Below are 18096 nucleotides of genomic sequence, written 5' to 3' on the forward strand. Positions count from 1 at the left end.
CCCGCGTGGGCCCACCCACCCGTGGCGAGCGACCGTGTTTGCACGCCGACACACCGCAAATGGTGTCATTTCGCGGTCGCTCGCGCCGATCGAGCGTCACCACTCGATACCCTTCTGACCCTTGCGCCCGACATCCATCGGGTGCTTGACCTTGGTCATCTCGGTGACCAGATCCGCGGCATCGAGCAACTGCTGCGGGGCGTCGCGACCGGTGATGACGACGTGCTGCATCCCGGGTCGCGAGCGGAGAGTCTCGACGACCTCGTCCACGTCGATCCAGCCCCACTTCAGCGGATAGGTGAACTCGTCGAGCACATAGAAATCGTGGCGTTCGTCGGCGATCCGCCGCGCGATCTCGGCCCAGCCGTCGGCCGCCGCCGCGGCGTGGTCGACCTCGTCGCCGTGTTTGCGCGACCAGGACCAACCCGAACCCATCTTGTGCCACTGCACCGGTCCCCCGACGCCGTGCTCGTCGTACAGTTTGCCGAGTTCGCGGAAGGCCGCTTCCTCGCCCACCTTCCACTTGGCGCTCTTGACGAACTGGAACACCGCGATGTCAAAGCCTTGATTCCATGCGCGCAGCGCCATGCCGAACGCGGCGGTCGACTTGCCCTTACCCGCACCGGTGTGCACGGCGAACAGCGGGGCGTTGCGGCGTGCGCGGGTGGTCAACCCGTCGTCGGGAACCGTCAGCGGCTGACCCTGAGGCATACCTACCTCTCCCTACTCCTTGTGGCCCATCTCAGGCGGCGGTGCGGATCACGTCGGTGAGGCTGTCCGCCCGCAGCTGGGCCAACCGCACCGCCGGGGCGCCCAGTTGTTCGGCGAGCTCTGCGGCCAGACCCAACCGCACATACGACGTTTCGCAGTCGACAACGACCGCGGCGGCGCCCTCGGCCACCAACCGCGCGGCGGCCGAGCGCGTGCGCCCCAACGGGTCGGCACCGCCGGTGGCGCGGCCGTCGGTCAGCACCACCACGAGGCTGCGCCGGGCGCGGTCGCGGGCCTTCTCCCTCACGACCAGGTCGCGCGCCGCCAACAAGCCTTCCGCCAGAGGCGTCTTGCCGCCGGTGTCGAAACGGGCCAGACGCCGGCTGGCGATATGCACCGACGACGTCGGAGGCAGCAGGACCTTCGCGTCGCTTTGGCGAAACGTGATCACGGCGACCTTGTCGCGGCGCTGGTAGGCGTCGCGCAACAGCGACAGCGCCGCACCCCCGACCGCGGACATCCGGTCGCGCGCGGCCATCGAACCCGATGCGTCGACCACGAAGATCACCAGATTCCCCTCGCGGCCCTCCCGGATCGCGCGCCGCACATCGCCCGGCTGCGGCCGGGGCGCTCCGGGCCTGCGTTGGTTCTCCACGGCGGCCAGCAGGGTGCCGAACACGTGCACACCGTGACCGGTCCGGCCGTCAGACGTGGCCGAGATCGTCTTGCCGGTGCGGTTACGCGCCCGCGACCGGCGGCCCGGCGCTCCCTCCCCCACACCGGGCACCACCAGCGAACGGGTGCGAAACACCGCCGAGGGTGCGGCGCTGGGACGCGAACTCCCCGAATTCCGTTGTGATGGTTGCCCATCGCGGCCGTCACCCTCCGGCGACGACGACGCGCCACCGCCCGGTGGGTCGGGATCGGGTTCGGGGTCGGGGTTCTCGTCGGTGGCCTCGTCGGCCTGCGCCATCACGTCGTCGAGTTGGCCGGGATCCAGGCCCGGGTCGTCGAACGGGTCGCGGCGTCGGCGGTGCGGTAGCGCGAGTTCAGCGGCCACCCGGATGTCCTCCTCGGACACCACCTCGGCTCCGCGCCACGCGGCGTGCGCGACAGCGGTCCTGGCGACGACCAGGTCGGCACGCATGCCGTCGACGTCGAAAGCCGCGCACAGCGCCGCGATCCGACGTAATTCGCTGTCGGGCAACGAAACCGAGTCGACCGAAGCGCGGGCCGCCGCGACACGGCGCGCGAGCTCGTCGTCGTCTTCGGCGTAGCGTTGGGCGAACCCGGCGGGATCGGCCTCATACGTCATGCGTTGTCGGATCACCTCGACGCGCACATCGACGTCGCGCGACGCCCGCACGTCGACGGTGAGCCCGAACCGGTCGAGCAGCTGCGGACGCAGTTCGCCCTCTTCGGGATTCATCGTGCCGATCAGCACGAAGCGTGCCTCATGGCTGTGCGACACCCCGTCGCGCTCCACGTGCACCCGGCCCATCGCCGCGGCGTCGAGCAGCACGTCGACCAGATGGTCGTGCAGCAGGTTCACCTCGTCGACGTAGAGCACACCGCCGTGCGCCCGGGCGAGCAGTCCCGGCGAGAACGCGTGCTCACCGTCGCGCAGCACCTTCTGCAAATCCAGCGAGCCGACCACCCGATCCTCGGTCGCGCCTATCGGCAGTTCGACCAGCTGCCCAGTGGTGCCCGTCGTCCCGTCCGCCGCAGCGGCCGCTTCCAGCACCTTGGCCAACCCACGCACCGCCGTCGACTTCGCGGTGCCCTTCTCCCCGCGGATCAGCACCCCTCCGATGTCGGGGCTGATCGCGCACAGCAGCAGCGCCAGCCGCAGACGGTCATGCCCGACGATCGCGCTGAAGGGATAGGTCACGGCTTCAGCATAGGGACGTGCGGAATGCCGTCCTGCATGAACTCCTCTCCGTCGCGGACGAAGCCGAGGCGGGCATACATATCGGCCAGGTACGTCTGGGCGTCGATGCGGCAGGGATAGTCACCCACCTCGGCCAGCGCGGCCTGCAGCAGCCGCGTGCTGTGCCCCTGCCCGCGCGCCTCACGCTTGGTGCACACCCGGCCGATGCGGAAGCCCTTCTGCCCGCCGGGATGCTCCTCCATCAGACGCAGCGTCGAAATCACCTCACCGGTGGACGTTTCCAGCCAGAAGTGCCGCGTCTCGGCGAGAAGATCGCGGCCGTCGAGTTCTGGATACGGAATGGCCTGCTCCACGACGAAGACCTCGACCCGCAGCTTGAGCAGTTCGTAGAGCGTTGCGGCGTCGAGGTCTCGAGACCAACTGCGGCGCAGCGCAACCGTCATCCCGTGGCCACCGCCGGGGATTCGTCGAGACGCAGGACCCGCGTTCCGTGCGACCACACCTCGTCGAACAGCGCAGGCTCGGAGGACAACTCGTGTCCCAGCGACGGCACCATCTCCTTGATCTCGGACTCCCACGCCGGATAGCGCTTGGCGAAGCAGCGCTGCAGCACGTCGATCATCGCGGGCACCGCGGTCGAGGCTCCCGGGGAAGCGCCGAGCAGCCCGGCGATGGTGCCGTCACCGGAGGTGAGCACGGTGGTGCCGAAGTCGAGCACACCCTTGCCGCTCTTACCGCAGATGACCTGGACCCGTTGCCCCGCCACGTTGAGCTCCCAGTCGGATTCCTTTGCGCTGGGCGCGAATTCGCGGAGTGCTTCGATTCGCTCGGCGTCCGACAACATCAGCTGGCCCACCAGGTACTTGAGCAGTCCGAACTGGGTGAGCGCGACGTTGACCATCGACGCGACGTTGTTGAGCGTGATGGATTCGGGCAGGTCCAAGACGTCGCCCTGTTTGAGGAATTTCGGTGACCAGCCGGCGAACGGCCCGAACAGCAACCAGGACCGGCCGTTGATCACGCGCGTGTCCAGGTGCGGAACCGACATCGGCGGCGCACCCACCGGTGGCTGGCCGTACACCTTGGCCTGATGCGCATCAGTCAGGCGCGGGACGTCGGTGCGCAGGAACTTGCCGCTGACCGGGAAGCCGCCGAAGTTCTTGGCCTCCTTCATGCCTGCCTTCTGCAACAGGTTCAACGCCCCGCCGCCCGCGCCGACGAACACGAAGCCGGCCTTGAGCTTGCTGGTGCGCCCGGTGCGCAGATTGACCAGCTTCAGGGTCCACGAACCGTCGGACTCCTGGTTCAGATCGCGCACCTCGTGCCCGAAATATGTGGTCATACCGCGCTGGGCGACGTAGCCGAGCAGCTGGCGGGACAGGGCGCCGAAGTCGACGTCGGTGCCCTGCTCGGTCCAGTTGAGCGCGACCGGTTCGGAGAAGTCGCGCATCTCGGCCATCAGCGGCAGCCGCCGGGTGAACTCGTCCTCGTCGTCGATGTACTCCATGCGCGCGAACAGCGGGTTGGTCACCAACGCGTCGTAGCGGCGCCGCAGATACTTCACGCTTTCGGCGCCGTGCACGAAACTCACATGCGGGATCGGGTTGAGGAAGCTGCGCGGATCGCTGATCAACCCGTTTTCGACCGCGTACGCCCAGAACTGGCGCGTCACCTGGAACTGCTCGTTGACGCGCACGGCCTTGGAGATGTCGATCGACCCGTCGGGCTGCTGCGGGGTGTAGTTCAGCTCGCACAGCGCCGAGTGGCCGGTACCGGCGTTGTTCCACGCGTCGCTGCTCTCGGCGGCCGCCGCGTCGAGGCGCTCGATCAGCGTGATGTCCCAGTCCGGCTCCAGCTGTCGCAGCAGCGCGCCCAACGTTCCGCTCATGATGCCGGCCCCGATGAGCACGACGTCTGTCTTCCTCGGTTCGTCAGACACTCTCAGTTCCCCCGACTGGACTCGGTTTTCCGCGCGGCCGCGGCCATGGTCGATCATCAGGTTAGCCCGCAAAGCGCGTTCTCAATCCCCGCGCGATCGCCGCGCGCAGAACGCCATAGCGCCGCTTCGCCCAGCGGTACCGGCTGTCGCGGCTATCGTTGCTGTCGTGCCCGACTGGAAGGCAGACGTGCTGCCGGGCTACTGGCAACACACGATGGCCCTCGGCGCGGACCCGGACGGGGAGGGCGAGCTCGTCGCCACCCTGGTTCGGCGCGGTGAACCGGATCGGTCGGCCACGCGCGCGGTGCTGTTGGTGCACGGGTTCACCGACTACTTCTTCAACACCGAGCTCGCCGATCACTTCGCCGGTCGCGGATTCGCGTTCTACGCCATCGACCTGCACAAATGCGGGCGTTCGTGGCGGGAGGGCCAGACCCCTCACTTCACCACCGACCTGGCCCGCTACGACGTCGAACTCGAACGCGCACTCGACATCATCGGCTCGGTGTCCCCGGCCGAGGTCCTGGTGTACGGGCACTCGGCCGGTGGGCTGATCGTGTCGCTGTGGCTGGACCGGTTGCGTCGGCGCGGGCGGACCGGGCGCAAGCGCATCGGCGGCCTCGTGCTGAACAGCCCGTGGCTTGACCTGCAGGGGCCATCGATCCTTCGGGCCGCACCGACGCGCGCCGCACTGGGGGCCGTCTCGCGGGTGTACAAGCGGCTGGTGGTGCGCCCGCCGAGCGAAGGTGGCTACGGCTCGTCGTTGCACCGCGACTACCACGGCGACTTCGACTACGACCTGAAGTGGAAGCCCGTCGGCGGCTTTCCCGTCACGACGGGCTGGATCGCCGCCGTCCGCCGCGGCCACGCGAGACTGCACCGCGGTCTCGACGTCGGCGTGCCCAACCTCGTTCTGCGCTCGGACCGCAGCGTGCGCGAGGTGAAGGATCCGGACGCGATTCAGAAGGGCGATGCGGTGCTCGACGTCAAACAGATCGCCCGGTGGGCCGGATGCATCGGCAACCGGACCACGATCGTGCCGATCGCCGACGCCAAGCACGACGTGTTCCTGTCGGTACCCGAGGCACGACGGGCCGCCTACGGCGAACTGGACCGGTGGCTGGACTGGTACCTCGATCCGGCCGCCCGCGGCTCCGCCGTCACCCGATCCCCAGGAGGCTGGTCATGACGCACTTCGACATCGCGATCATCGGAGCGGGCTCGGGCAACTCGATCCTCGACGAGCGCTACATCGACAAGAAGATCGCGATCTGCGAGCAGAGTGTGTTCGGCGGAACGTGTCTCAATGTCGGTTGCATCCCGACGAAGATGTTCGTCTACGCGGCGGGCGTCGCCGACACCGTCAGGGACGCGGCGCGATACGGTGTCGACGCGCACATAGACGCGGTGCGGTGGCCCGACGTCGTCTCGAGGGTGTTCGGACGGATCGACCCGTTGGCCGTAGCGGGAGAGAACTACCGTCGCTCCTCACCGAATGTGCAGGTGTTCTCCAGCCACACCAGGTTTGCGCCCACGAGACCCGACGGCCGGTATGCGCTGCGCACCGACGCCGGCGACGAGTTCACCGCCGACCAGGTGGTGATCGCGGCCGGTTCTCGCGCGGTCGTGCCCGACGCGGTCAGCGAATGCGGTGCGCCGTACCACACCAGCGACACGATCATGCGGATCACCGATCTGCCCGAACACCTCATCATCGTCGGCGGCGGTTATGTCGCTTGCGAATTCGCCCACATCTTCTCGTCGCTCGGCAGCAAGATCACGCTGCTGATCCGCGGCAGCACTCTGCTGCGCGGCCACGACGACGACATCGCGATGCGCTTCACCGACATCGCCGCCAAGAAGTGGGAGGTGCGCAACCATCACGAGCTGGCCGACGCCCGCGAGGTCGACGGCGGCGTCGAAGTCACCTGTCACGACGGCTCGACACTGCGCGGCGACGTCTTGCTGGTGGCGACCGGTCGCGTCCCCAACGGTGACCTGCTCGACGCAGTGCATGCCGGTGTGAAGGTGACCGCGAGCGGACAGGTCGTCGTCGACGAATACCAACGCACCACCGCCCGCGGCATTTTCGCGCTCGGCGACGTGTCGTCGGACTTCCAGCTCAAGCACGTGGCCAACCACGAAGCGCGCGTCGTCAAACACAATCTTCTGCAGGACTGGGATGACACGGACGCGCTCATGCCTGCCAACCACCGCCATGTCCCGTCGGCGGTGTTCACCGACCCGCAGATCGCCAGCGTCGGGTTAACCGAAAACGAGGCGCGCGCACAGGGTTTCCGGATCCGGGTGAAGATCCAGGATTACGCCGACGTCGCCTACGGGTGGGCGATGGAGGACACCTCCGGTATCGCCAAAGTCATCGTCGACGACGACACCGGGCTGCTCCTCGGTGCGCACATCATGGGCCATCAGGCGTCATCGCTGATCCAGCCTGTCGTCCAGGGCATGGCGTTCGACCTGCCCGCGCAGGAGATGGCGCGCGGGCAGTACTGGATTCACCCCGCCCTGCCGGAGGTCGTCGAGAACGCATTGCTGGCGCTGTGCGGCGAGCCGCCGTGGCCGCCGTCCCGACGACACTGACTTGCCGGCGGTTTGTGCACGTTTGGGAGCGCTCAACGCTCCTCGATGTGCACAAGTCAGGGCCGGGTGGGCACCTCGAAGCCCCAGGGCAGCTCGAGGCGATGCGTGGCGAGCAGCTCGGTGTCGGCGAGGATCTCCCGGATGGGGCCGTCGGCGACGATCACGCCGCGATCCATCACGACCGCCCGCTCGCACAGCTGAGCGGCATAGGGCAGGTCGTGCGTGACGATCAACATCGTGGAGTCCAGCGCAGACAACGTCTCGGCCAGTTCCCGGCGAGCGACCGGATCGAGGTTCGCCGACGGTTCATCGAGCACAAGGATTTCGGGCCGGCATGCCAGTACGGTCGCCAGCGCCGCACGGCGACGCTGGCCCGCCGACAGGTGGGTAGGGCTGCGGTCGGCCTCCTCGGTCAGAGACACCGTCTGGAGCGCTTCTCGGACCCGGTCGGCCAGCGCGTCACCGCGCAACCCGAAGTTCGCGGGACCGAACGCCACATCCTGGGCGACGGTCGGCATGAACAACTGGTCGTCGGGGTCCTGGAAGACCAGGCCCACACGTCTGCGCACGTCGTGAAGCGTCTTGCGGGTCAGCGCGACATCGCCGATGCGCACCGAACCCGACGTCGCGGTCAGCACGCCGTTGAGGTGCAACATCAGCGTGGTCTTGCCCGCGCCGTTGGGGCCGAGCACGGCGATGCGTTCGCCGCCGCGCACGGTCAGGTCGACACCGTCGAGGGCGACGTGGCCGTCGGGGTAGACGTGGCGCAGACCCTCGATCGTGATCGCGTTCATCGCAGCACCCACGCCGACGCGGAAACCGCGACCGCGGCCGCGGCCGGAGCCATGACGATCACCCACTGCGACGCGACGGCGCGCGGCGGCGCACCGATCACGGCCAGATCCGGTGCGTTGCCGTCGAACCCGCGCGACAGCATCGCGACGTAGACCCGCTCACCGCGTTCGTAAGACCGCAGGAACAGCGCGCCGATACCCTTGGCGATCGCACCGGCCTGATGCAGGACGCGCGGTGAATCGCCACGCGATATGCGTGCCATGCGCATCCGGCCGGCCTCGGCGGTCAGCAGATCGACGTAGCGGATCATCAGCACCAGCACAGACGTCGCGATCGCGGGCACACCGAGCCGGCCCAGCGCGGTGGGCAGCTCTGTCGTCGACGTGGTGGCGGCCACGGTCAGTGCCGCCGCGACCCCGAGCGTGCCCTTGATGACGATGCCCCACGCCGCCCACAACCCGCTGACCGAAAGCGCCAGTCCTGCAACGTCGATACGTTCGCCGCCCTCGGCGAAGGGCAGCAGCACGGCCAGGACGAGGAACGGCGCTTCGATCAGCATCCGGGGCAGGACCCACCGCAGCGGGATGCGGGCGAGACGCCAGATGCCGACGACGATCAGCGCGTAGACGGCGAAGGGCCAGAACATCTCCCGCGGCGTCGCGACGACCGCGAGCACGAACACCAGTAGGCAGACGACCTTCACCTCGGCGGGGGCGCGGTGCACGGCGGAGTCGTCGTGCCGGTAGAGGGGGTGAGCGCCCGCGCCCATGGTCAGCCCGATCCGCTGCGGTCGGTCGCTCTGCGGTTCCGCGCGATCAGCCAGAACACCGATCCTGCGACGAAGAGCGTCGCGAGCACGCCGATGATCCCGGCGATGCCGCCGGTGCCGTCGCGTCCGCCGATGGCGTAGTCGGCGAGCGGGGAGGCCGCCAGGCTGTGCTCCTCGGCGTGCTGGGCGATGCACTCGCCGGTGAGTTCCTCGCCGGCAGCGGTCTCGACGACCTCGCACCCGCGCAGCGTCGTCGAGTCGAGCCCGTCGGGGTTCGAGCTGGCGAGGTAGGACACCACCCCGGCGATCAGCAGCGTGACAGCCGCGAAAATCGCCAAGAACTGCCAGCGCGACCTCATGCCGCAACCTCCCGCCGGGTGCGGCGCAACAGGTAGACGAGGTCGGGACGCGAACGCGCGACGGCCATCACGGTCACGGCAGTGATGATGCCTTCTCCCACGCCGATCAGCGCATGGGTTCCGAGCATGTAGCCCGTCACCGCGCCGAGCGACGTGGTGGCCGCTCCACCGATCGCGTATTCGACGACGAAGCCCATTGCCGCACAGATGGTTCCGATCAGCGCGGCTACGAAGGCGATCACGCCCAAGCCGGCCACTGGTACTTCGGCGCGCTTCCTGACCGAGGTGTAGAGCAGGACGGCGGTCAGATAGCCGGCCGCGACACCGATCACCGCCATGTTGACGATGTTGGTGCCCAGCGCGGTGACCCCGCCGTCGGCGAACAGCAGCGCCTGTACGACCAACACGATGGCGATGCACAGCGCCCCGGTGTAGGGGCCGACCAGGATCGCGGCGAGCGCCCCGCCGAGCAGGTGCCCGCTGACGCCCGGGAGGATCGGGAAGTTGATCATCTGGACGGCGAAGATGAACGCGGCGACGAGGCCTGCGAGAGGCACCGTGCGCTCGTCGAGCTCGTTTCTGGCCTTGGCCGCGCACAGTGCGACAACAGCGACGGCGATGAGACCGAAGACGACGGAGGTCGGGGCGTTGACGATGCCGTCGCTCATATGCATCGCGACGTACGAGTAGGTCACCCCGCGAGCCTAGAGCTCCAGACGAACACATGTCTAGCTGAACACATGTTCAGACGGGGTCCGCGCCGGGCGTTACGGCTTGGTCGCTGTCACCAGGAGGTACTCGGCCTCCCAGAACCCCTCTTCGGCGACGCCCTGATTGGACCGCTCGAGGAAGGCGAGAAAATCCTCGTCCAGCGCTTCGACGCGCTCGGGGTTGTTCTCGTTGAACTTGTACGCGGCGATCGTGGGACCGTAGTTGCGTTTCCAGTACTCACGGAACTCAAGCGGTGTGGCGCACTGGTCCATCCGCACCGTCTGGCGGCGCATCGTCAGGTCGGTGACCCGATCACCGAACAGCGCGCGCACGTGCTCCTCACTGCCCCACAGCGGCGGCGGGGTCGCCCCCGGCGGCGGCGGCGGCGCGTAGGGCTTCATGGTCGCGAACAACTTCCCGATGAAGCCTTCGGGCGTCCAGTTGATCATCCCGATCCTTCCGCCGGGACGGGCCACCCTGATCAGTTCGCTGGCGGTTTCCTGATGATGCGGTGCAAACATCGCACCGACACAAGACATCACGACGTCGAAGCCGTTGTCGGCGAACGGCAGTGCCTCCGCGTCGGCCTCCGCCCACTCCAGACTCACACCGCGCTCCGCGGCGATCCGACGCCCGGCGTCGAAGAGCTCCGGAGTGAGGTCGCTCGCCGTGACCACGGCGCCGAGCTCCGCCGCCGGAATCGCCGCGTTGCCCGAGCCGGCCGCGACGTCGAGCACACGATCGCCGGGACGCACCCCGCAGGCTTGGACCAACTCAGGACCGAGTGCGGGGATCAGTTCGGATGCGACGGTGGGGTAATCACCCGAGGCCCATAACGCGCGATGTTTGGCCTTGAGCTGGCGATCGCCATCACCCGTCGTCGTGTTCTGTCCGGTAGTTGCCATGTCTTGTCCTCGTCAAATGTTCCGCCGTCGCCAATGCGGTGGGTTCAACCTCAGGCCGGTCGTCCACCGCCACGGCATACAGCCTCCACCAGAACAGCGTGTGTAGGGCGGAAACGGCGTCAGCCGTGCCGGGCGCCGATCCAGTGCAGCAGGTCGTGCACGATCTCGTCGTCGAGGCGGTAGCTGACGGCCCGTCCCACCCGAGTGGCGCTGACCCAGCCCTGCTGGCGCAGCACGCGAAGCGCTTGCGAGACGGCGTTTTCCGAGCGGCCCAGCGCCGCTGCGAGGTCTCCCACGCGGATTCCCGGCACCCGATGCAGCGTGAGCAGGATCTCCAGCCGATGCGGGTCCGACAGCAGGTCGAATCGCTGCGTCCAGCTGGCGGTGTCGACGTCGGCCAGCGCCGACGCGGCGCGTTCGACGTCCACCTGGCCGACTGGCTCGTTCACGGGACTCAATGTAGCGCCGATGTGCACGCTCGCGGGCGCATGAGCGTGCGCAAAGGTTGGAAATTCGACGGCGTGTCGTCGCCAAACACGCACGCTCGCGCGAAAAAGGTGAGGCCTAGTCGAGGAAGCCGTGCAGCAGCGCGGCCGACCCCTCGACGTGAGTTCGCATCGCTGATGCCGCTCGGTCGCCGTCGCCTGCGAGGATCGCGAGCACGATCGCCTCGTGCTGCTCGTCGGAATGGGCGATGTTGCGTGGCAGCAGCGGGATCTGGTCGAGCAGGGCGTTGAGCCGCATCCTGTTCTCGGCCAGCAGCGGGACCAGCGACGGCGATCCGGCGGCCTCGGCGATCGCCAGGTGCAGGCGCGAGTCGAGCCGGCGGTAGTCGTCGGCGGCAGCGGCGCGGACGTCGGCCATCCGGGCCCACAGTTGTTCGCGCTCCGATGCGCTCAGCGTGCGGCTGGCCGCCATGTGCGCGGCGCCGACTTCGAGGATCTCCCGCAGGCGCAGTGCGTCGTCGATCTCCGCGCGCGTCACGGCGTCGGTTCTGGCAATAGGTCGCGGCAGTTCGTCGGCGAGAAACGTCCCTCCGTACCGTCCGCGCCGAGATACCAGATAACCCGCGTCGGACAGCGACTTGATCGCCTCGCGCACGGTGTCGCGGCTGACGCCGAGACGTGAGGCGAGTTCGCGTTCGGGCGGCAGGCATTCGCCGGGCGCCAGCACACCGAGCCGGATGGTCTGCAGGAGCCGGGCGACGGTGTCCTCGAAGGCGTTACCCCCACGCACCGGACGCAGCAACGCTTCGGCGGCCGCCAACGCGGTGAACCCCACGTGCGCCATTGGTGCGTCCGAGTCGGCCGACATGACTACAGCGGGGTGACGTAGTGGCCGCCGATACCGCCGTCGACCAGGAAGCTCGACGCGGTGATGAACGACGCGTCGTCGCTGGCTAAAAAGGCGACCGCGGCGGCGAGTTCCTCCGGTTCGGCGAACCGGCCCACCGGCACATGCACCAACCGTCGTGCCGCGCGCTCCGGATCCTTAGCGAACAACTCCTGCAGCAGCGGCGTGTTGACGGGCCCGGGGCACAGCGCGTTGACGCGAATCCCCTGCCGCGCGTACTGGACACCGAGTTCACGCGACATGGTCAGCACACCGCCCTTCGATGCGGTGTAGGAAATCTGCGACGTCGCCGAGCCGACCACCGCGACGAACGACGCGGTGTTGATGATCGACCCCTTCTGCTGCGGAACCATGTGCCGCAGCGCCGCCTTACAGCAGAAGAACACCGATTTGAGGTTGACGTCCTGAACCCGCTGCCAGGCGTCGACGCTGGTGTCCTCGATGAGACCGTCCTCGGGTGGGCTGATGCCCGCGTTGTTGAACGCGATGTCGACCGATCCGTGTGTCTCGGCGGCGGTGTCGAACAGCTTATCCACCGCGACCTGATCGGAGACGTCGACCTGGACGAAGGTGCCGTTCAGATCGTCGGCGACGGTCTTTCCGGCCGCCGGGTCGATGTCGCCGATGACGACGGTCGCGCCCTCGGCCTTCATCCGCTTGGCGCTCGCCAGGCCGATGCCGCTGGCGCCACCGGTGATGACGGCGACCTTGCCCGCCAGTCGTTGCGTCAGATCCATCTAGGGTGCCTCCTGCACGGCGATGAACACGTTCTTGGTTTCGGTGAACGACAGCGGCGCGTCAGGGCCGAGTTCGCGTCCGAGGCCGGACTGTTTGAAGCCACCGAACGGCGTGTTGTACCGCACCGACGAATGCGAATTGACCGACAGGTTGCCCGCCTCCACCGCCCGCGACACCCGCACCGCCCGCGACAGGTTCTCCGTCCAGATCGACCCGGACAACCCGTAGGGGGTGTCGTTGGCCAGTGCGATCGCGTCGGCCTCGTCGTCGAACGGCAGCACGGTGACCACCGGGCCGAAGATCTCCTCGCGCACCGTGCGGTCGGTGCGCTGCGGCGTCAGCACCGTCGGCGGGAACCAGTACCCTGGGCCTGAGGGAGCCGAGCCGCGGAACGCGACGGGCGCGTCGTCGGGCACGAACGAGGCGACGGTGCTCCAATGCCCCTTCGACACCAGCGGACCCATCTCGGTGTCCTTGGCGCGCGGGTCACCGACCACCACACCCTTGACCGCGGGCTCGAACAGTTCCATGAAGCGGTCATAGACGTTGCGCTGCACCAATATTCGGCTACGCGCACAGCAGTCCTGGCCCGCATTGTCGAACACCCCGTAGGGCGCGGTGGCCGCCGCCTGCTCCAGATCACAGTCGTCGAAGACGATGTTGGCGCTCTTGCCACCTAATTCGAGGGTGACGCGTTTGACCTGTTTGGCCGCGCTCGCCATGACGCGGGTGCCGACCTCGGTGGAACCGGTGAACACCACCTTGCGCACGTCGGGGTGCGAGACGAATCGTTCCCCCACCACCGAACCCTTACCGGGCAGCACACAGAACAGGTCGGCAGGAATTCCCGCCTCGACGGCCAACTCCCCCAGCCGGATCGTGGTGAGCGGCGTCCACTCAGCGGGTTTGATGAGCACCGCGTTGCCCGCGGCGAGCGCAGGCGCGAAACCCCACGAGGCGATCGTCATCGGGAAGTTCCAGGGCGTGATGACACCGACCACGCCGAGTGGCTCGTTGAACGTCACATCGATACCGCCCGCGACCGGAATCTGGTTGCCGGACAAGCGTTCCGGTGTGGCGGCGTAGAACTGCAGCACGTCGCGGACGTGGCCGGCCTCCCACTCGGCGTTACCGATGGGATGCCCGGAGTTGGCGACTTCCAGCGCCGCCAGCTCGTCGACGTGCGCGTCGACCGTCGCCGCGAATGCGCGCAACGCGGCCGCCCGTTCGGCGGGCGCCTGCCGCGCCCAATCCCGTTGCGCCGCTTTCGCCCGGGCCACCGCATCGTCGACCGCGGCCTCGTCGGTCTGCTCGACGGTACGCAGCAGCTCCTCGGTCGCCGGGTTGATCACGTCGGATGTGCTCAAGCGTTCGCCCTTTCTGTTGCGTATGCGTCCGCTGCTTCGACGACGGCAGCGAACAGCCGCAGGTCGTCGAGGCGCTCTTCGGGATGCCACTGCACGGCCAGCACGAAGTCGTCCGGGTGCGCGGCCCTGTCGACTTCGACCGCCTCGATGACTCCGTCGTCGTCCTGCGCGCTGATCACCAGGCCGTCGCCGAGTCGGTCGATGGCCTGGTGGTGGTAGCACTGCGCGTCCGACGACTCGCCGATGAGCTCGGCCAACCGGGTGCCCGCAACGGTGCGGATGGTCGACGTCGTGAACACGGCGTTGCCCTGCTGATGGCGGTTGTGCCCGATGACGTCGGCCAGGTGCTGGTGCAGTGTGCCGCCCAGCGCCACGTTGAGCACCTGGGCGCCGCGGCAGATGCCCAGCACCGGGATGCCGCGCCGCAGCGCGCCGCGCACCAGCGCGAACTCGAATTGGTCACGGCGCCGGTTGTCTTCGACGTCGGCGTCGGTGGCCGGGTGCGGTTCCTGGCCGTAGTGCGCGGGCACGACGTCGCGCCCACCGGTGATGATGACGCCGTCGAGTCCGTCGAGCACCCGGTCGGCGATGTGGTCGTCGACGGGTTGCGGCGGAAGCAGAACCGAGATTCCGCCGGCCAGTTCGACACCCTCGAAGTAGATCGCGGGCAGGAAGCTCGCCCGCACATCCCACACCCCGGTCTGTGCCTGCTGCAGGTAGGTGGTCAGCCCGAGTACGGGTCTGCGCTTCTGCCCGCCCGCCGAAACATTAGAGCCGCTCAAAACCGCGGATCCTTTCCCAGTCCGTGACGGCGGCGTTGAACGCGTCCAATTCGACGCGGGCGTTGTTGAGGTAGTGCTCGACCACCTCGTCGCCGAACGCCTCCCGCGCCACCTCGGACTTCTCGAACAGCGCCGCGGCCTCGGTGAGCGTGGTCGGAAGCCGTTCCACACCACTGGTGTAGGCGTTACCCTCCATCGGCTCGGGCAACTCGAGTTCGCGTTCGATGCCGTACAGACCGCTGGCGATCAACGCCGACACCGCGAGGTACTGGTTGACGTCACCGCCGGGGGCCCGGTTCTCCATCCGCATGCCGTGGCCGTGGCCGACGACGCGCAGCGCGCAGGTCCGGTTGTCCAGACCCCACGCGATCGTAGTCGGGGCGAAACTGCCGTCGACGAACCGCTTGTAGGAGTTGATGTTCGGTGCGTAGAACAGCGTCAGCTCCCGCATCGTGGCCAGTTGGCCGGCCACGAAGCTGCGGAACATCGGCGACATTCCGAGCGGGTCGGTGTCGTCGGCGAACACCGCCGTGCCATCAGGACTGCCATCGTCGCCTCGCAGCGAGATGTGCACATGGCAGCTGTTTCCTTCGCGCTCATCGAATTTCGCCATGAACGTCAGGCTCTTGCCGTGCTGGTCGGCGATCTCCTTGGCGCCGTTCTTGTAGATCGTGTGGTTGTCACAGGTGACCCGGGCATGGTCGAAGCGGAATGCGATCTCCTGCTGTCCGAGATTGCACTCCCCCTTGACGCCCTCGCAGTACATGCCCGCGCCGGTCATGCCCAGCCGGATGTCGCGCAGCAGCGGCTCCATCCGGGTCGAGCCGAGCATCGCGTAGTCGACGTTGTAGTCGGAGGCCGCCCTCAATCCGCGATAACCCTTGGCCCACGCCTCGCGGAAGCCGTCGTCGAACACCATGAACTCGAGTTCGGTCCCGACGTAGGGCACCAGACCGCGTTCGGCGAGCCGGTCGATCTGACGGTTGAGGATGCTCCTCGGGGCCTGCTCGACCGGACTGCCGTCGTGCCAACCCAGGTCGGCCATCACCATCGCGGTGCCCGGCAGCCACGGAATGAGGCGCAGCGTCGAGAAGTCCGGCCTCATCACCATGTCCCCGTAGCCGGTCTCCCAACTCGACATCGCATAGCCGTCAACGGTGTTCATGTCGACGTCGACCGCCAGCAGATAGTTGCAGCACTCTGCGCCGTGTTCGGCGACCTCCTCGACGAACAGCCGCGCCGACACCCGCTTCCCGGTGAGCCTGCCCTGCATGTCGCAGAACCCGACGATCACCGTGTCGATCTCGCCGTCGCCGACCATGCGCTCGAGGTCGGCCTGCGACAACATGCCCGATGTGACGCTCATCCGTGGTGGGCCTTTCCTTCGACAGCGCGAGATTGCGGGTAGTCAACCATTGGATGTGGCTCGCTCCGGCCTTCGCCCAAGGCTTTACAGAAAGGTCACTTCCAAAGGTAGGACACCAGACCTTTGCAAGTTTATTCTCCCTATGCCCCATCACCGCAAGAACGGAGCGACCACGTGGCCCAGGATCAGGCACGGGACAAGATGAAGCGCTCGGGCGGGGTCACGTACAGCCAAGCGGGCGAGGGCTACTTCGAGAAGCGGCAACTCAAACGCACCGCCGGCTTCTGGGGCCTGTGGGGCATCGGCGTCGCCGCGGTGATCTCCGGCGACTTCTCGGGCTGGAACTTCGGCATCGGCGCGGCCGGATGGGGCGGCTTGGCGATCGCTTCGGTCGTCATCGTGATCATGTACTTCGGCATGCTCTTCTCGATCGGGGAGATGTCGGCGGCCATGCCACATACCGGCGGCGCGTACTCATTCGCGCGCGCCGCGATGGGCCCGTGGGGCGGCTTCGTCACCGGGTTCGCCGAGACCATCGAGTACGTGTTCACCACCGCGGTGATCGTCTACTTCTCGGCTTCCTACGCCAACGCCGTGACGACCGACCTGTTCAACCTCTCCCTGCCGATGTGGGTGTGGTGGGTCGTCCTGTATGCGCTCTTCGTCGGGCTGAACTCGTGGGGTGCGGAGATCTCGTTCAAGTTCGCCCTCGTCGTCGCGATCCTGTCGATCGGCATCCTGGTGCTGTTCGGCATCCTGGCCATCGCCAACGGCGCCGTGGACTTCAGCAAGCTTTTCGATATCGCGCCCGATCCGGCCGCCGCCGGTTCGTCGACGTTCCTGCCGTTCGGCTGGGTGGCGATCCTGTACGCGATGCCGTTCGCGATGTGGTTCTTCCTGGGCATCGAGGAACTTCCGCTGGCGGCCGAGGAGGCACACGACCCCGCCCGCGACATTCCCCGCGCCGGCATCTGGGGACTGCTCTCGCTGATCGGCTGCGGTGCGATCGTGTTCTTCCTCAACCCGGCGGTGACCGGGTCCGAGGCGCTGGGCAGTTCGGACGAACCGCTGCTCGACGGCTTCCGCGCCTTCCTGCCCGCCAACCTCGCCGCGGTGTTGTCGGCGTTCGCGCTGATCGGCCTGCTGGCCAGCCTGCAGGGCATCATGTACGCCTACGGCCGCAACATGTACTCGCTGAGCCGCGCCGGCTACTACCCGAAGACGTTGTCGCTGACCGGTTCTCGGCAGACACCGTACGTCGCGCTGCTGGCGGGCGCGGTCATCGGATTCGTGGCGCTGCTCATCGTCAACTACAACGAGGGCGCCGGTGCGGTGGTCCTCAACATCGCGGTGTGGGGCGCGGTGCTGGCATACGGGTTGCAGATGGTCTCGTTCATCCTGCTGCGGCGAAAGTTCCCCAACGCGCGACGACCGTGGGTGAGCCCCACCGGCAACTCGGGTGCGGTCGTCGCGCTGGTCATCGCGGCGGTGACGTTCGTCGGCATCCTCGTCAACCCGGACTACCGGCCGGCGGTCATCGCGATCGTCATCTTCTACATCCTGGGGCTGCTGGTGTTCGGCCTCTATGGCAGGCACCGCCTGGTGCTGTCGCCCGAGGAGGAGTACGCCGTCACCGGCGGCCTGCACGGCTACGACCCGAGCGCCGAGGGGCTCGGCGGCACCATCGAGGACGAGATCCTCAAGGGCCGCACCGACTGAGCCGCCGCGGCGCCACACGTTGCCCGTGGGGAGCCCCGCGTGGGCGGTTTTGCGGTCCCACCAGCACTGACTAGACCTACGTCACACCCG

The 18096-nt window shown here is 67.7% G+C and carries 18 protein-coding genes; 3 read left to right on the plus strand and 15 right to left on the minus strand.

Features of this window, described 5'->3' with window-relative positions:
* Nucleotides 1-96 precede the first annotated feature (96 nt).
* Genes cobO through mqo form a run of 4 tightly spaced genes read right to left on the minus strand, consistent with a single transcriptional unit; the run spans nt 97 to nt 4547 of the window.
* Nucleotides 97-711, minus strand: coding sequence for a cob(I)yrinic acid a,c-diamide adenosyltransferase (gene cobO / locus A5790_RS09620; protein ID WP_066843009.1), 615 nt, complete (start codon nt 709-711; stop codon nt 97-99).
* A gap of 31 nt (nt 712-742) precedes the next feature.
* Nucleotides 743-2602, minus strand: coding sequence for a magnesium chelatase subunit D family protein (locus tag A5790_RS09625; RefSeq protein ID WP_066843013.1), 1860 nt, complete (start codon nt 2600-2602; stop codon nt 743-745).
* Complete coding sequence (locus tag A5790_RS09630) at nt 2599-3045, minus strand: GNAT family N-acetyltransferase (RefSeq protein ID WP_066843014.1); 447 nt, start codon at nt 3043-3045, stop codon at nt 2599-2601. Before A5790_RS09630 ends, A5790_RS09625 begins: the two co-directional genes overlap by 4 nt.
* A complete protein-coding gene (mqo, locus tag A5790_RS09635; RefSeq protein WP_369829782.1) occupies nt 3042-4547 on the minus strand; it encodes a malate dehydrogenase (quinone) in 1506 nt (501 codons plus the stop codon). Before mqo ends, A5790_RS09630 begins: the two co-directional genes overlap by 4 nt.
* A 208-nt stretch (nt 4548-4755) precedes the next feature.
* On the opposite strand from mqo, the gene A5790_RS09640 reads away from it, so the two are divergent.
* Complete coding sequence (locus tag A5790_RS09640; protein WP_066843151.1) at nt 4756-5730, plus strand: alpha/beta hydrolase; 975 nt, start codon at nt 4756-4758, stop codon at nt 5728-5730.
* A complete protein-coding gene (gene mtr / locus A5790_RS09645; RefSeq protein WP_066843015.1) occupies nt 5727-7142 on the plus strand; it encodes a mycothione reductase in 1416 nt (471 codons plus the stop codon). Before A5790_RS09640 ends, mtr begins: the two co-directional genes overlap by 4 nt.
* A gap of 56 nt (nt 7143-7198) precedes the next feature.
* Here mtr and A5790_RS09650 read toward each other — a convergent pair whose 3' ends face one another.
* The 11 genes from A5790_RS09650 to A5790_RS09700 all read right to left on the minus strand — a co-directional run bounded on the left by A5790_RS09650 (nt 7199) and on the right by A5790_RS09700 (nt 16287).
* On the minus strand, nt 7199-7936 hold the full coding sequence (locus tag A5790_RS09650; protein WP_066843016.1) for an energy-coupling factor ABC transporter ATP-binding protein: 738 nt from the start codon (nt 7934-7936) through the stop codon (nt 7199-7201).
* Entirely contained in the window at nt 7933-8706 is a 774-nt protein-coding gene (gene cbiQ / locus A5790_RS09655; protein WP_066843017.1) for a cobalt ECF transporter T component CbiQ, read from the minus strand. Before cbiQ ends, A5790_RS09650 begins: the two co-directional genes overlap by 4 nt.
* Nucleotides 8707-8708: 2 nt before the next feature.
* Nucleotides 8709-9065 carry a PDGLE domain-containing protein gene (locus A5790_RS09660; protein WP_066843018.1) on the minus strand — a complete coding sequence of 119 codons (357 nt, stop codon included), beginning with the start codon at nt 9063-9065 and terminating at the stop codon, nt 8709-8711.
* On the minus strand, nt 9062-9739 hold the full coding sequence (locus A5790_RS09665) for an energy-coupling factor ABC transporter permease (protein ID WP_066843152.1): 678 nt from the start codon (nt 9737-9739) through the stop codon (nt 9062-9064). The genes A5790_RS09660 and A5790_RS09665 overlap by 4 nt, the downstream gene beginning before the upstream one ends.
* Nucleotides 9740-9832: 93 nt before the next feature.
* Nucleotides 9833-10681, minus strand: a complete 849-nt coding sequence (locus A5790_RS09670) for a class I SAM-dependent methyltransferase (RefSeq protein WP_066843020.1) — start codon at nt 10679-10681, stop codon at nt 9833-9835.
* 119 nt (nt 10682-10800) lie between these two features.
* Nucleotides 10801-11130 (minus strand): helix-turn-helix transcriptional regulator, encoded by a 330-nt coding sequence (locus A5790_RS09675; protein WP_164673997.1) that lies wholly within the window; start codon nt 11128-11130, stop codon nt 10801-10803.
* A 115-nt stretch (nt 11131-11245) separates the two neighbouring features.
* Nucleotides 11246-11995 (minus strand): FadR/GntR family transcriptional regulator, encoded by a 750-nt coding sequence (locus A5790_RS09680; RefSeq protein ID WP_066843022.1) that lies wholly within the window; start codon nt 11993-11995, stop codon nt 11246-11248.
* Between the two features lie 2 nt (nt 11996-11997).
* Nucleotides 11998-12771, minus strand: a complete 774-nt coding sequence (locus A5790_RS09685; protein WP_066843024.1) for a 3-oxoacyl-ACP reductase — start codon at nt 12769-12771, stop codon at nt 11998-12000.
* Nucleotides 12772-14139, minus strand: a complete 1368-nt coding sequence (locus A5790_RS09690; RefSeq protein ID WP_066843030.1) for an aldehyde dehydrogenase — start codon at nt 14137-14139, stop codon at nt 12772-12774.
* On the minus strand, nt 14136-14921 hold the full coding sequence (locus A5790_RS09695; protein WP_066843032.1) for a gamma-glutamyl-gamma-aminobutyrate hydrolase family protein: 786 nt from the start codon (nt 14919-14921) through the stop codon (nt 14136-14138). The genes A5790_RS09690 and A5790_RS09695 overlap by 4 nt, the downstream gene beginning before the upstream one ends.
* Nucleotides 14908-16287 (minus strand): glutamine synthetase family protein, encoded by a 1380-nt coding sequence (locus A5790_RS09700; protein WP_066843033.1) that lies wholly within the window; start codon nt 16285-16287, stop codon nt 14908-14910. Before A5790_RS09700 ends, A5790_RS09695 begins: the two co-directional genes overlap by 14 nt.
* A gap of 201 nt (nt 16288-16488) precedes the next feature.
* Between A5790_RS09700 and A5790_RS09705 the strand changes: the two genes are divergently transcribed.
* Complete coding sequence (locus tag A5790_RS09705) at nt 16489-18006, plus strand: amino acid permease (RefSeq protein ID WP_066843154.1); 1518 nt, start codon at nt 16489-16491, stop codon at nt 18004-18006.
* Nucleotides 18007-18096: the final 90 nt, after the last annotated feature.

Origin of the sequence: Mycobacterium sp. 852002-51152_SCH6134967, assembly GCF_001667105.1 — a bacterium.
GTDB classification, from domain to species: Bacteria; Actinomycetota; Actinomycetes; order Mycobacteriales; family Mycobacteriaceae; genus Mycobacterium; species Mycobacterium neumannii_A.

Excerpts from the sequence above, each read along its gene's own strand:
- cobO (WP_066843009.1), bottom strand. The coding sequence starts at position 711 with ATGCCTCAGGGTCAGCCGCTGACGGTTCCCGACGACGGGTTGACCACC.
- A5790_RS09630 (WP_066843014.1), bottom strand. The coding sequence starts at position 3,045 with ATGACGGTTGCGCTGCGCCGCAGTTGGTCTCGAGACCTCGACGCCGCA.
- A5790_RS09640 (WP_066843151.1), top strand. The coding sequence starts at position 4,756 with ATGGCCCTCGGCGCGGACCCGGACGGGGAGGGCGAGCTCGTCGCCACC.
- mtr (WP_066843015.1), top strand. The coding sequence starts at position 5,727 with ATGACGCACTTCGACATCGCGATCATCGGAGCGGGCTCGGGCAACTCG.
- A5790_RS09650 (WP_066843016.1), bottom strand. The coding sequence starts at position 7,936 with ATGAACGCGATCACGATCGAGGGTCTGCGCCACGTCTACCCCGACGGC.
- cbiQ (WP_066843017.1), bottom strand. The coding sequence starts at position 8,706 with ATGGGCGCGGGCGCTCACCCCCTCTACCGGCACGACGACTCCGCCGTG.
- A5790_RS09660 (WP_066843018.1), bottom strand. The coding sequence starts at position 9,065 with ATGAGGTCGCGCTGGCAGTTCTTGGCGATTTTCGCGGCTGTCACGCTG.
- A5790_RS09665 (WP_066843152.1), bottom strand. The coding sequence starts at position 9,739 with ATGCATATGAGCGACGGCATCGTCAACGCCCCGACCTCCGTCGTCTTC.
- A5790_RS09670 (WP_066843020.1), bottom strand. The coding sequence starts at position 10,681 with ATGGCAACTACCGGACAGAACACGACGACGGGTGATGGCGATCGCCAG.
- A5790_RS09680 (WP_066843022.1), bottom strand. The coding sequence starts at position 11,995 with ATGTCGGCCGACTCGGACGCACCAATGGCGCACGTGGGGTTCACCGCG.
- A5790_RS09685 (WP_066843024.1), bottom strand. The coding sequence starts at position 12,771 with ATGGATCTGACGCAACGACTGGCGGGCAAGGTCGCCGTCATCACCGGT.
- A5790_RS09700 (WP_066843033.1), bottom strand. The coding sequence starts at position 16,287 with ATGAGCGTCACATCGGGCATGTTGTCGCAGGCCGACCTCGAGCGCATG.
- A5790_RS09705 (WP_066843154.1), top strand. The coding sequence starts at position 16,489 with ATGAAGCGCTCGGGCGGGGTCACGTACAGCCAAGCGGGCGAGGGCTAC.